The organism is Rhizobium sp. Rhizsp82 (assembly GCF_047325115.1).
In the GTDB taxonomy this organism is placed as follows: domain Bacteria; phylum Pseudomonadota; class Alphaproteobacteria; order Rhizobiales; family Rhizobiaceae; genus Rhizobium.
In genome coordinates this window covers 30,915-43,276 of the sequence record NZ_CP168570.1, presented here as the reverse complement: position 1 = coordinate 43,276, position 12,362 = coordinate 30,915, and the positions used below count along the sequence as shown (strand labels likewise).

Below are 12,362 nucleotides of genomic sequence, written 5' to 3'. Positions count from 1 at the left end.
CTCTTAATAACCCGCTCACCGACGGGCCGAGCGCTTTGCGAATGGCTTGTTCGAGTTGTGGCTGGGTAGCTCAGTTGGTGAGAGCGCAGGATTCATAACCCTGAGGTCGGCGGTTCAATTCCGCCCCCCGCTACCATTTTTCTCCAATCAAAGACGCTATTGGAATTGACGGCTGGCACCGACCGGTTTCGCTATGTCTACCTATCGGCCTCTTCGCATAAAGCCTCCGGCAGCAGCGCCAAGCGCGATGCCGATTGCGGTATCTTCGAAGAGGATCGATCCGGTTGCCGCCCCGATGGCGGTGCCGATTGCTATTCCAAGCGCCATGCCAGTCGAGATAGGCCTGAGGGCGAGTGATTCAACCCGCCGCCGACAGCGTCTGCATCCGCTCTTCGATAAACGTCGCAGCCTCATCCGCGGGCATTGCCTTGCCGAACAGGTAGCCCTGGCCGATGTCGCAGCCGAGCCGCGTCAGGTAGCCGAGCTGGCTGTGTTCCTCGATGCCTTCTGCGGTCGTCTTGATATTCAGGCTGTGGCCGAGGCCGAGCATGGCGCGGACGATCTTTTCCTGGCGCTCGTCTTCCTGGTAGGTGGCGACGAAGCTCTTGTCGATCTTGATCTTGTCGAAGCGGTAGCGGGCGAGCTGGGCAAGGCTGGAATAGCCGGTGCCGAAATCGTCGAGGGCGATCTGGACGCCTGCCGCATGCAGCTCGTCGAGGATGACGGCGGCGATCGCCGGGTCCTGGATGAGGGCATTCTCGGTGATCTCGATCTCGAGCCTTTCAGGCGGCAGGCCGGAGGCCGCGAGCACTTTCAGGATGCGCGAGGCGAGCAGCCGATCTTCCATCTGCACCGGAGAGATATTGAAGGAGAGGACGATATGGGCGTGCCAGCCGAGCGCGTCGCGGCAGGCCTGCGACAGCAAGTTCTCGAAGAGCTCGGTGATCATTCCGGTTTCCTCGGCAATGCCGATGAAGACGGGGGGAGGGATATTGACGCCGGTATCGTCGGTCCAGCGGGCCAGTGCCTCGAAGCCGCAGATATCGCCGGTCTTTAGATCGATCAGCGGCTGGTAGAAGGGGCGGATGGCCTTCTGCTGGATGGCGGCGCGCAGCTTCGTCTCCAGAGAGGCGCGCTCGGCGACCTTGTCCTGCATCGATGCCTCGAAGGCGAGCGCATGGTTCGGGCCGCGTGACTTCGCCTCATACATCGCCAGATCGGCGCGGTGGGCGGCATTTTCGAGCGGCTCGCTGCCTTCGGTCCAGCGCTCGTAGCCGACACTGGCGCCGACTTCGACGGCAAAGCCTTCGATGCTGATCGGTCTTGTGACGGCCTGGATCAGCACGCGGGCGAAATGCTTCTCGCGCTCCTCGGTCATGCCGGCGCCGATGATGACGAACTCGTCGCCGCCGAAGCGATAGACGCAATCGGCATTGCCGAGCGAACAGATGCGTCTGGCCACCTCGATCAGCAGGATATCGCCGCCCTTGTGGCCGACGAGATCATTGACCTTCTTGAAGCCGTCGAGATCGACCGAGAAGACCGTGACGTTGCGAGCTGCCGCGTTATGCTCCTCGTCGGAAGCGTCCGGGCGGGCGAGCTTCTTGCGCTCGAAGGCATAGCGGTTCGGCAGTTTGGTCAGGTGATCGTGGGTGGCGGTCCAGTCGGCCTTGAACTGCGCGGCGGCGCGCAGCTCCATCTCGCGGCGAAGATCGGCAATGCGCAGGATCGAATAGATGAAGCTCATCGCGCCGGCGATGACGAAGGCAAGCACAAGCTTTTCGGCGCCGTAATCATCGAACATCTGCACGAAGGCCGAGAGGCCATCGCCGAATTCCAACAGGATTCCGAGGAGCCAGAGGACGCCCCCGAGCATCATGACCGATAGACACTGCCGTCCGGCACGGCTGCGAAAGAACCCCGGCATTCACATTTCCTCACCCCTGATAAGACATAGCAATATCATCGAAGTCTGAAATGTTCGTTGAAAACGGGTAGTGATTGTTTGCTGCAATCTCCGTACGGTTTCGCACGCTCTGCGGGTTTTAAAGCGCCTTTAACTCAATTTGTAGATATTTTCCGGCCAGCTTGTGTGTGTCTATCCAAGCAATTACTGGTTTATGGCACAGATAACGCAGCTGTGATTTTTTTGGGATCTGATTGCACGGTCAGCTTGTTGTAGGGCGCTCATTGTGCTTTGCAGGATTCCAAAAGGAATCTTGCAATGGCTTGGCGGCGACAACTCAAAATCTCGATTTGCTCATCCGTGGCTGCAGCGGGCTGGTGACCGTCAATTCCACGGCGGCGCTGAACGCGCTGCAGGCAGGCAGGCCGGTCAAGGTGCTGGGCTCGACCGTCTATGACATCGATGGCCTGACGGATCGCCAGCCGCTCGATGCGTTCTGGAGCCGGCCGGTGGCGCCGTCGCCGCTCCTGCTCACCGCCTTCATGCGGCTGCTTGCCGCCTCGATCCAGGTGCGCGGCAATTTCTACAGCCGCGAAGGGGCGGAGGCCGCGGCAGGCGGCCTTGTCCGCAAACTGCTCGACCGCTCGGTCAACGAGCCGGGCGCCTATGTCGATCCGGCTCCGCGTTCGCATCCCGAAAAGATCGCCGTCGCCTGACCTCCCTCCCAAGTTTTTCCGTGTGCATTGAAACCATTAGTGCACTTCCCGCTTTATGCATCAAAAGGCGAGTGGGAACTGATGTCCGCTTTTTATTTCAAGACGCAAGACAATGACGGCACGGCTGCGGCCGATCTGCCGTTCGAATTTCCGGATCTGTTTTCGGCGATCGAGGAGGCCAAGCATGTGCTGGCGGAGATGGCGCTCGATGGGTTGCCGTCGGCGCCGGAGCGGCGGTTGTCGATCGAGGTTCAGAATTCCGAGCGGCTGCCGATCGTCAGCCTACAGCTGGAACTGAAGATTTCCTATCTGCCGCAGGCGCGCAACTGAGCGGGAACCAAGCGGCGGCAGCCCCGTTTCAAATCATGAAGAGATGAAAATGGAGGAAGGCTGATGCAGGTCGTTGGCACGCAGATCATTGCCGCGAGAGGCGGCAAGGACGGGTTTACCGTGGAATTCGTCAGCGATGACGGCGCCGTCGTTTCGGTACAGATGCGCGGCGAAGAAGGGCTAAACCGGCAGAACGCCATTATGAAGGCGCAGTCGCTGATGAGCGCCATGGCCTCAGCCGACGCGAGCGAAGGCGGCGAGATGAGCGTACATCGCAGCGCGCGTGCTTCCGGTGATCGCGCGGCGCTCGAAGAGCAGCTCGACCAAGGGCTGGAGGACAGCTTTCCGGCCAGCGATCCGGTGTCGGTGACGCGAAGCTCGGTTCCCGGCGAGCCGACCAAGCATTGACGCAAATCCCATTTATAGTCGTGGGATCGTGTGGTTCCCCGCGGTCATTGGGTTGATCGCAGGGATCTTTTCCGTCACTTGTATTTAAGAAAATCCTTTTCAGAGAATCCTCATGTCCTCTTCCAACGCCGTCTTTGTCCGCTCGACGCTTTTCATGCTCGGGCTCGGCGTGCTGCTTCTGGCCGGTATCGTCGGAACGTCGCTCTGGCTGACGAGCGCGAACCGCATCTATTCCGATACGGTTGCCGAGATGCGCCGCATCCGCACCGGTTCGGTCGATCTGCTGACCGCGCTCCAGGATGCCGAAACCGGGCAGCGCGGCTTTCTGCTGACCAATGACGAGAGTTATCTGGCACCCTACTTTCAAGCGGTGAAGAATTTGCCCGAGCGGCGCAAGCGGCTGGCAGACGTGCTGCAGAACTATCCTGACTATGCCGAGCGGCTGCCGGTGCTGGATCAGGCGGTCGATGGCAAGATGGCGGAGATCGACAATACGGTCGCGCTCGCCAAGGCCGGCCGGATGCAGGAAGCGCTGGCGATCGTGCGCAACGATAGCGGCAAGGCGCTGATGGACGACGCCCGCGGCGTTCTCGTCGGCTTCATCAGCCAGACCGATGACCGCCTTCGGGTAATCGTCGGCGAACAGCTCAAAGCGGCAAGCAACCTGCAATGGGTGACGATCGGCGGCGCATTGGCGATTGCCATCGTCGTCGGCGGGGCAATCCTCATTATCGTCCAGCACGTGCGCGACCTGTCGCGGGCGCGCGAGGAGCTGCAATCGCTGAATTTCGGCCTGGAGGAGCGCGTCAACGAGCGCACCGAAGACCTGATGCAGGCCAACCAGGAAATCCAGCGCTTCGCCTATATCGTCACCCACGATCTCAGGGCACCGCTCGTCAATATCATGGGCTTCCTCAGCGAGCTCGAAGCCAGCCTGACGGCGGTCACGGCCTATGTCATGGCTGACGAGAAGAAGCCGAGCGAGGACGAGATCAAGGAAGCGCGCCTCGCAGTCGAGGAAGACCTGCCGGAGGCGATGAGCTTCATCCGCTCGTCGACCCGCAAGATGGATTCGCTGATCAACGCCATCCTGAAGATTTCCCGCGACGGACGCCGCAAGCTGGTGCCGGAGAGGATCGACCTCAAGGCCATGCTCGAGACGGCTGCGGCGAACGTGCATCATCAGGTCGCCGAGGCCGATGGGGAGGTGGAGATGGATATCCGCGTTCCCGGACTGATCACCGACCGCTTCTCGCTGGACCAGATCTTCGGCAACCTTTTCGACAACGCGGTCAAATACCGCTATCTTGGCCGTCCTGTCAGGATCGCCGTGCGGGCCATGCCGGCCGGCAAGGGCCGGATCAGGATTGATGTCGAGGACAATGGCCGCGGCATCGCAGTTGCCGATCGCGAGCGCGTTTTCGAACTCTTCCGCCGCGCCGGCGAACAGGATCAGCCGGGTGAAGGCATCGGCCTCGCATATGTGCGATCGTTAATACGAAATTTGGGAGGTGACATTACTGTCGCTTCGACAGAGGGCACCGGCAGCACCTTCACGCTGCTTCTGCCGTCGGATCTCACCACCATCGTAAAGGGTACAGAGTCATGAAAGCCACAGGCCAGGAAGTCACGATCGTCATGATCGAGGACGACGAGGGGCATGCCCGCCTCATCGAGAAGAACGTGCGCCGGGCCGGCGTCAACAACGAGATCGTGCCCTTCACCAACGGCAAGAGCGCACTCGACTTCATCCTCGGCCCCGACCGCAGCGGCACTGTCAGCAAGGACCGCTATCTGCTGATGCTGCTCGATCTCAATCTGCCGGATACGTCGGGCATCGATATTCTCGAGCAGATCAAGAACAACGAGCATACCAAGCGCATGCCTGTCGTCATCCTGACGACCACCGATGACGAGCGCGAAATCCAGCGCTGCTACGATCTCGGCGCCAATGTCTATATCACCAAGCCCGTCGATTATGACGGCTTCGCCCACGCGATCCGCCAGCTTGGCCTGTTCTTCGCGGTGATCCAGATTCCGCAGCAATAACGAGAAAAGGCGAGCAGTCATCCTGCTCGCCCTTCGTTCAGCGCATCAGCAGCGGAATGCCGATGACGATAGCTATGAGAACAATGGCGGTTGCCACCTTCAGAAGGCGCACACGCCGCGTCCGCTCCCCACTCCAATCATACGTCATGGTTGGTCTCCACGGGGCATGCACTTAGAGCCCGGCATGCCGGGTTCAATAGGTATGGCGCAACTTGCTTGCGTAAGGCTTATCTAAATTATGCGGTGAAAACAGACGCTTGCTGCAATCAGCGGCTGAAGCGCAGCGCCCATCGACGGCCGTCGAAACTCATCCGCAGCAGGGCAAGCGGCTCGATATCCGCCAGCCAGAAAGAGCTCGATGGCGCCTTCATCACATGCAGGATCGCGGCCCGGATAACGGTGGCGTTGGCGATGGCGACGATATGGCCGTCGAATGTCTGCTGTTCCTCCATCCAGCCGGCAATGCGGGCCTGAAGTTTCGACAGGCTCTCGCCGCCATGCGGGGCGGCGTCCGGATCGGTCATCCACTGGATCAGCGCATCCGGCTCCTTGGCCTGCAGGTCGGCAAGCGGGCGGCCCTTCCAGCGGCCGTAATCCATGTCGGCGAGCTTTGGATCGGCTGCGGCCGTCAGGTTCAGGATTTCGGCGGTCTGCAGCGCGGCGAGCGCCGGGCTGCTTTTGACGTGATCGGCACGCTGAAGCCTCTCCGCGAGAGCTGCGGTATCAGCGACGGCGCTCTGTTCGAGCGGCTCGTTCAGCGGAAAACGGCCTTCGCGGTTGGCGCTTGTCGGGCCGTGGCAGATCCAGGTCAGCCGGGTATGCACAGGAGAGCCTCCGGGCTGCCTCTTCGGCAGATGAAGTTTCGTTGACAGTTCGAAGCCTAGAGATATAACGGTCACGTTGCGGGTTTGGAAGCCGGTGTAAATCCGGCGCGGTCGCGCCACTGTGACCAGGATGCGAAAGCGAACTGGAAGTCAGACCTTGCCGCAACATCCTTTCGACTGAACGCGTCATTCCAGGAGGAATACATGTCTGACATCACTTTCAAGCCTATCGCAGCACCGCAGCCGATTCCGGTTGGCGAGATCCTGCCCTGGGCGATCTTCGGCGGCCTGCTGATGATCATCGCCATCTATTTCGTCGGCACGGAAGAGGGCGCCATGGCGCTGTTCTCCGGCGGCTACGTCCACGAATTCGTGCATGACGCCCGCCACCTTCTCGGCTTCCCCTGCCACTAAAGGACGACTGACATGGTTGGAAACCTTCTACTTCGCGGCATGATCGCGGGGGCGATTGCTGGCGTCCTGGTGTTTGTCTTCGCCCATTTCTTCGGTGAGCCGCTCGTCGACCAGGCGATCGCTTTCGAGGAAGCCGCGGCACAGGCAGCCGGCGAGGCCGCAGAGCCCGAGATCGTCAGCCGCGCCACGCAGGCCGGCATCGGTCTCTTCACCGGCGCCATGGCCTATGGCGTCGCCGTTGGCGGTCTCTTCGCGCTGACCTTTGCCTTCGTGCATGGCCGGTTCAGCACGCTCAGCGCCCGCGGCACCGCTGCCGTCATCGCGCTTGCCGCCTTCGTCGCCATCATCCTCGTTCCCGGCATCAAGTACCCGGCCAATCCGCCGGCTGTCGGCAATGGCGATACGATCGGCGTTCGCACCGAGCTGTTCTTCCTGATGATCGTCGTCTCCGTCGCGGCGCTGATCGCGGCGATCGCCTTTGCGCGCAGCCTTGCTCACCGCTTCGGCATCTGGAACGGCGCGATCATCGCCGGCATTGCCTACATCGTCTTCATCGGCCTCGTGCAGTACCTGCTGCCGCCGATCAACGAGGTGCCGGAAAACTATTCGGCCATCGTCCTCTGGCGCTTCCGCATCACCTCGCTCGGCATGCATGTCGTGCTCTGGTCGGTGCTGGCCGTCGTCTTCGGGATGCTGGCCGAGAAGCGGTTGGCCTCGCAGGGTGCTGTTGGGCGTCCGGCGTTTCGGTGAATATTCGGTGAGGGGAGAGCCCCTCGGGATATCGGGAAGACGCCGCACCCGTGGCCCCCTCATCCGACCCTACGGGCCACCTTCTCCCCGCTGGGGAGAAGGGAACTCGGGGGCGCCTCTAGCTTCGACTTCCCCTCTCCCCAGCGGGGAGAGGGTAGGGTGAGGGGGCTCCGGGTTCCGGTGGCCGCTATAGTTCCCGAATAAAAGCAACCGACCTGATAAGGGGTTGAGAGTGCCGCGAATGAACGCGCTTCTTCGTTCTGCAATCTGCGTTATTGCCCTGTCTGCCGTCGCGCCATCCGCCATGGCCCACAGCCGCACGTCCGCTGCCAACCATACCGGCATCCCCGTCCCCGAAATCTCCCACGGCGAAATGGCCGTGATGGCCGATTATCGTGACCGGATCATCGCGCTTGCATCCACCGCCACCGATACCGATGAGCCGTTCCGCCGGGTGCTGAATTATGCGCAGATCCAATATTCCTACTGTTTCTGGGGCCGCATGCCCGGCAGCGTGACGGATGAGGAAAGTCCGTTCAACGAATGCGCCCATGCCTATCTGGCGGCAACCAAGGCGGTGCTGATGTCCCTGCGGGAGATGCCGCGGGAGGCCGAAGCGGCGAGTGCGATCGTCTCCGAGGCCGATGCCGATATGATCAGGCGCGGGCTATCGCTGATCACCTGCCGCTTCAGCGGCGAGGCGTTCAATACGGCCGATATCATCCGGCCGCGCTGGAGCGAGATACCGCTGCATACGGCGAGCATGGCGTCGCTGACCGGGTTTTTCGCCGTAATCTTCGGCGTCTTCCTTGCCGGGCGCCGGTGGCTGAAGGTTCAGTCTTCGGAATAGCGCTGTTCCCGCCAGGGATCGCCGAACATGTGATAGCCGTTCATCTCCCAGAAGCCCGCCCGGTCAGCGGGCATCAGGTCGATGCGGCGCAGCCATTTGGCGCTTTTCCAGAAATAGAGATGCGGGACGATGAGGCGCATCGGGCCGCCGTGATCGGCCGTCAGCGGCTGGCCTTCCCAGGCGGTCGCGAGGATCGCGTCTTCGGCGGCGAAATCGGCGAGCGGCAGGTTGGTCGTGTAGCCGTCGTAGCTCGTCAGCATGACATAGTTTGCTTCCGCCTTGGGCATGGCGCGGTCGAGCAGGTCGCGCGTCGCGACGCCCTTCCATTTGTTGTCATAGCGCGACCATGTCGTGACGCAGTGGATGTCGGAGACGAAGGTGCTCTGCTCCAGCGCCTGGAAGTCGCGCCAGGAAAGCGTCAGCGGCGTTTCCACCAGGCCACGGACCTCCAGCTTCCATGTGTCGAGCGCAATCGACGGCTGCTGACCGAGATCGAGCACCGGCCAGTTCTTCACCAGATGCTGGCCGGGCGGCAGGCGGTCGGTTTCCGGGCGGGCGACGCGGCCGGTCAGGAACTTGCCTTCGGCGGCCCAGCGGCGCTTGGAGGCGGTCAATTTGCTGTCGTCCGGGGTCTGCTGGTCGGTCATGGCACTCGTCCTCTCGCAGTGCAGCGATAGGACAATCTGGAGCCGCAGCTGTCAAGGCAGCCGCGCCTCTTGGAATCCTCCTCCGTGCTCATTACAATCAGGCTGTCGGGGATGCCTTCCTGGGGAGGGAGGCAGAATGGGAGGAGCCGCCGCTGTCTCAGAGGCACAGGCTTATATTCGCGCTGTTTTCAGTGCCTTTCGTCGTATTCGCCTTTTTCTACTACGGCGGATCGGTGGCGACGCGCGCCTATATGGGCGAGGCTTCGGCCCAGGCGGGAACGGCGCTGCGCCTCGCAGTCTCGGCGCTCAGCGGCCATCTCAACCGCTATGAGGCGCTGCCGGCGCTGATTGCCGATCACGACGACATCAAGGAACTGGTCGCCCATCCCGAAGACAAGGGGTTGCGGGATGCCGCCAACCTCTATCTCAAGGAGATCAACCATCTCCTGAAATCCTCCGACATCTACGTGATCACCCCCGACGGCGAGACGATCGCGGCCAGCAATTTCGATCTGCCGGATAGTTTCGTCGGCGAGAATTTCAGCTACCGGCCCTATTTCCAGGAGGCGATCGCCGGCAAGCAATCGCGTTTCTACGCGCTCGGCACGACATCGCTGAAGCGCGGCTATTATTTCGGTTCGCCGATCAGGGTGGGCGATGACATCCGCGGGGTGATCGTCTTCAAGGTCGATATCGATATGATCGAATCCTCGTGGACGGGCGGCGAATACCGGATTTTCGTCTCCGACCCCGAGGGCATCATCTTCATGTCCGGCAAGCCGGAATGGCTCTATAACAGCATCCTGCCGCTGACCACCGATCGCCTGCAACGCACCGAGGCATCGCGGCGCTATGCCAATGCGACGCTCGCTGCATTGCCGCTGAGCCGCAGCCGCTTCGAGGATCACAATCTGATGGGGCTGGTCGAGGAGGGCGTGCAGAAGGAGTATCTGGTGCTCTCCAGCTACATGACGGCCGAGGACTGGACGGTCAACGTGTTGCTCGACACCGGCTCCGTCCGGGCGCAGGCGCGCACGGCGCTTGCCGCGGTCTTTCTGTTTCTCTGCATTGCCGGGCTCGCCTTCGCGGTGCTGCGCCAGCGGCGCATGCGGCTGAACGAGCGCATGCATCTGCAGGCCGAAGCGCGCAACGAGCTGGAGCGGCGCGTCGAGGAGCGCACCGCCGATCTTGCTCGCGTCAACAGCCGCATCGAGGAGGAAATCGCCGAGCGCCGGCTGACGGAAAAGCAGCTGCGCCAGACGCAGGCGGATCTCATCCAGGCGGGCAAGCTCGCCGGTCTCGGCCAGATGTCGGCGGCACTTTCTCACGAATTCAACCAGCCGCTGGCGGCCGCAAAAACCTATACCGATAGCGCCACCGTTCTGCTCGATCGCGGGCGCACGGACGAGGCGCAGGACAATATCCGCCGGATCGGCGGGCTGATCGACCGAATGGCGTCGATCAGCAAGCATCTGCGCAACTTTGCCCGCAAGCCCAACGAGAAGCTCGGCCCGGTGCCGCTCGACGAGGCGATCCGCGATACGCTGGAAATCATCGCCTGGAGGCTGAAGGCGGCTGACGCCGATCTGCGGCTCGATCTCGGCCTGCATCCGCCTGTCGTGCGGGCCGGTTCCGTGCGTCTGCAGCAGGTGCTGGTCAATGTCATCTCGAATGCTGCCGATGCCGTCGAGGGGCTGGAGGACAGGCGCATCGAGGTGCGGGCCTCGGAGGAAGCGGGCAGGGTCTTGCTGACGGTTCGCGACTTCGGCCCAGGCGTGCCGGCGGCGATTGCCGAGCGCATCTTCGATCCGTTCTTCACGACGAAGGGCGTCGGCAAGGGGCTCGGCCTCGGTCTTTCGATCTCCTACAACATCATCAAGGATTTCGGCGGCAGCCTGACCGTCGCCAATCACCCGGATGGCGGGGCGGAGTTCCGCATCGAGCTGCAATCGGCCGCAGGCGCCATGCCGGAGGCGGCGGAATGAGTGAACAGAAGATCCTGCTCGTTGACGACGAGGAGGAACTGCGCCGCTCGACAGCGCAGGCGCTGGAACTCTCGGGCTTCAGCGTCGAGACCTTCTCCAATGCCGATCATGTGCTGGAGCTGATCGGCTACAGCTTTCCGGGCGTCGTCGTCAGCGATATCCGCATGCCCGGCACCGACGGCATGACGCTGATGAGCCGGATCCGCGAGATCGATGCCGAAGTGCCCGTCATTCTCGTCACCGGCCATGGCGACGTGCAGCTCGCCGTGAAGGCGATGCGCGAGGGCGCCTATGATTTCATCGAGAAGCCGTTCACGCCGCAGATGCTGGCGGGCGTCATCAAGCGCGCCTTCGAGCGGCGCGGCCTCGTGCTCGAAAACCGGCTGCTGAAGGCGGTTGCGGGCAAGCGAGACGATATCGAGGCGCGGCTGCCGGGCCGCACGCAGGTGATGGTCGACCTGCGCTATCGCATCCGGGCGATCGGGGCGAGCGATGCCGATACGCTGATCGTCGGCGAGACCGGTGCCGGCAAGGAAGTGGTGGCGCGGGCGCTGCACGATATCAGCGCGCGGGCAAGCCGCCCGTTCATCGCCATCAATTGCGCCGCACTTCCCGCAAACCTGATCGAGAGCGAGCTTTTCGGCCACGAGGCGGGCGCCTTTCCGGGCGCCGTGCGCCCACGCTACGGCAAGTTCGAACATGGCCGCGGCGGGACAATCCTGCTGGACGAGATCGGCTCGATGCCCTTCGATCTGCAGGCGAAGTTTCTGCGCGTGCTGCAGGAGCGGGTGATCTCGCGCCTCGGCTCCAACGAGATCGTGCCGCTCGACGTGCGCTTCATCGCTACCAGCAAGGTGGACTTGGAGGAGGAGGTTGCCGCCGGACGTTTCCGCGCCGATCTCTTCTACCGGCTGAATGTCGCGACACTGCATGTGCCAGCGCTGGCGCAGCGGCGGCCGGATATTCCGCTGCTCTTTCTCCAGCTGGCGCGCGAGGCGGCCGCGCGATACGGGCGGGACGACATGCCGGTTTCGCCGGATCTGATCTCCGATATCGCCCAACGTGACTGGCCGGGCAATGTGCGTGAACTGCGCAACGCCGCCGACCGTTTCGTGCTTGGTCTCGATGGCGGCGAGCGGCCGAATGGCGAGGCGACGGGGCTCGCCGATCGTGTCGCGGAATTCGAGCGCGGCGTCATCGCCAGCGCGCTGGTTGCCCATGGCGGCAGTCTCAAGCCGGTCTACGAGTCGCTGCAGATTTCGCGCAAGACGCTGTACGAGAAGATGCAGAAATACGGGCTCGACAAGAAGCTGCTGGTTTCCGAATAGGCCGAATGGGTGGATTTCCACCCATCGCTATCCGCCTTTGTTTCCAAATCGACCCATGCTGCAGCGCACGCAGGCGAAATCTATGCCTCGCGGCATGCCCGGCCGATTGCGGCCCGCGCGTTTACCACCTGTTAATGGCCGCATCTCACCGGCGC

General features: G+C 62.4%; 12 protein-coding genes, 1 tRNA gene, 1 pseudogene and 1 riboswitch. Of the genes and pseudogenes, 11 read left to right on the top strand and 3 right to left on the bottom strand.

Annotated features, from left to right (window positions below; genetic code table 11):
- Positions 1-59: 59 nt before the first annotated feature.
- Positions 60-136, top strand: a tRNA-Met gene (locus ACEN84_RS04970).
- Positions 137-358: 222 nt separating this feature from the next.
- Here the strand turns inward: ACEN84_RS04970 and ACEN84_RS04965 are convergent.
- Entirely contained in the window at positions 359-1,927 is a 1,569-nt protein-coding gene (locus tag ACEN84_RS04965) for a putative bifunctional diguanylate cyclase/phosphodiesterase (protein ID WP_413710184.1), read from the bottom strand.
- A 233-nt stretch (positions 1,928-2,160) separates the two neighbouring features.
- Here ACEN84_RS04965 and ACEN84_RS04960 point away from each other — a divergent pair, with 233 nt between their 5' ends.
- The 5 genes from ACEN84_RS04960 to ACEN84_RS04940 all read left to right on the top strand — a co-directional run bounded on the left by ACEN84_RS04960 (position 2,161) and on the right by ACEN84_RS04940 (position 5,409).
- A complete protein-coding gene (locus tag ACEN84_RS04960) occupies positions 2,161-2,622 on the top strand; it encodes a hypothetical protein (RefSeq protein WP_413710183.1) in 462 nt (153 codons plus the stop codon).
- 81 nt (positions 2,623-2,703) lie between these two features.
- The gene (locus ACEN84_RS04955; protein WP_112718888.1) at positions 2,704-2,952 is read left to right on the top strand and encodes a DUF6894 family protein; all 249 of its coding nucleotides are present in this window, start codon (positions 2,704-2,706) and stop codon (positions 2,950-2,952) included.
- A gap of 63 nt (positions 2,953-3,015) precedes the next feature.
- Positions 3,016-3,360 (top strand): hypothetical protein, encoded by a 345-nt coding sequence (locus tag ACEN84_RS04950; RefSeq protein ID WP_413710182.1) that lies wholly within the window; start codon positions 3,016-3,018, stop codon positions 3,358-3,360.
- Positions 3,361-3,472: 112 nt separating this feature from the next.
- Entirely contained in the window at positions 3,473-4,969 is a 1,497-nt protein-coding gene (locus ACEN84_RS04945; RefSeq protein WP_246777443.1) for a sensor histidine kinase, read from the top strand.
- Positions 4,966-5,409 carry a response regulator gene (locus ACEN84_RS04940; protein ID WP_112718890.1) on the top strand — a complete coding sequence of 148 codons (444 nt, stop codon included), beginning with the start codon at positions 4,966-4,968 and terminating at the stop codon, positions 5,407-5,409. The genes ACEN84_RS04945 and ACEN84_RS04940 overlap by 4 nt, the downstream gene beginning before the upstream one ends.
- A 266-nt stretch (positions 5,410-5,675) precedes the next feature.
- Here the strand turns inward: ACEN84_RS04940 and ACEN84_RS04935 are convergent, their stop codons facing one another.
- Positions 5,676-6,233, bottom strand: coding sequence for a histidine phosphatase family protein (locus ACEN84_RS04935; protein ID WP_413710181.1), 558 nt, complete (start codon positions 6,231-6,233; stop codon positions 5,676-5,678).
- A 51-nt stretch (positions 6,234-6,284) separates the two neighbouring features.
- Positions 6,285-6,413, top strand: a riboswitch (cobalamin riboswitch).
- A gap of 24 nt (positions 6,414-6,437) precedes the next feature.
- On the opposite strand from ACEN84_RS04935, the gene ACEN84_RS04930 reads away from it, so the two are divergent.
- The 3 genes from ACEN84_RS04930 (at position 6,438) to ACEN84_RS04920 (ending at position 8,247) form a co-directional block, all read left to right on the top strand.
- Positions 6,438-6,647, top strand: a complete 210-nt coding sequence (locus ACEN84_RS04930) for a CbtB domain-containing protein (RefSeq protein WP_112718892.1) — start codon at positions 6,438-6,440, stop codon at positions 6,645-6,647.
- A gap of 12 nt (positions 6,648-6,659) precedes the next feature.
- Entirely contained in the window at positions 6,660-7,397 is a 738-nt protein-coding gene (locus ACEN84_RS04925) for a CbtA family protein (RefSeq protein ID WP_413710180.1), read from the top strand.
- A gap of 226 nt (positions 7,398-7,623) precedes the next feature.
- Positions 7,624-8,247 carry a hypothetical protein gene (locus ACEN84_RS04920; protein ID WP_413710179.1) on the top strand — a complete coding sequence of 208 codons (624 nt, stop codon included), beginning with the start codon at positions 7,624-7,626 and terminating at the stop codon, positions 8,245-8,247.
- Here the strand turns inward: ACEN84_RS04920 and ACEN84_RS04915 are convergent.
- Positions 8,232-8,894 carry a sulfite oxidase-like oxidoreductase gene (locus ACEN84_RS04915; protein ID WP_413710178.1) on the bottom strand — a complete coding sequence of 221 codons (663 nt, stop codon included), beginning with the start codon at positions 8,892-8,894 and terminating at the stop codon, positions 8,232-8,234. The genes ACEN84_RS04920 and ACEN84_RS04915 overlap by 16 nt on opposite strands.
- Positions 8,895-9,005: 111 nt before the next feature.
- On the opposite strand from ACEN84_RS04915, the pseudogene ACEN84_RS04910 reads away from it, so the two are divergent.
- Together ACEN84_RS04910 and ACEN84_RS04905 are read left to right on the top strand one after the other, a co-directional pair.
- Positions 9,006-10,879 (top strand): annotated as a pseudogene (locus tag ACEN84_RS04910) (sensor histidine kinase).
- Positions 10,876-12,207: a sigma-54-dependent transcriptional regulator gene (locus ACEN84_RS04905; RefSeq protein WP_413710177.1), complete on the top strand. Its 1,332-nt coding sequence runs from the start codon at positions 10,876-10,878 to the stop codon at positions 12,205-12,207. Before ACEN84_RS04910 ends, ACEN84_RS04905 begins: the two are co-directional and overlap by 4 nt.
- The last annotated feature ends 155 nt before the right edge of the window (positions 12,208-12,362 follow it).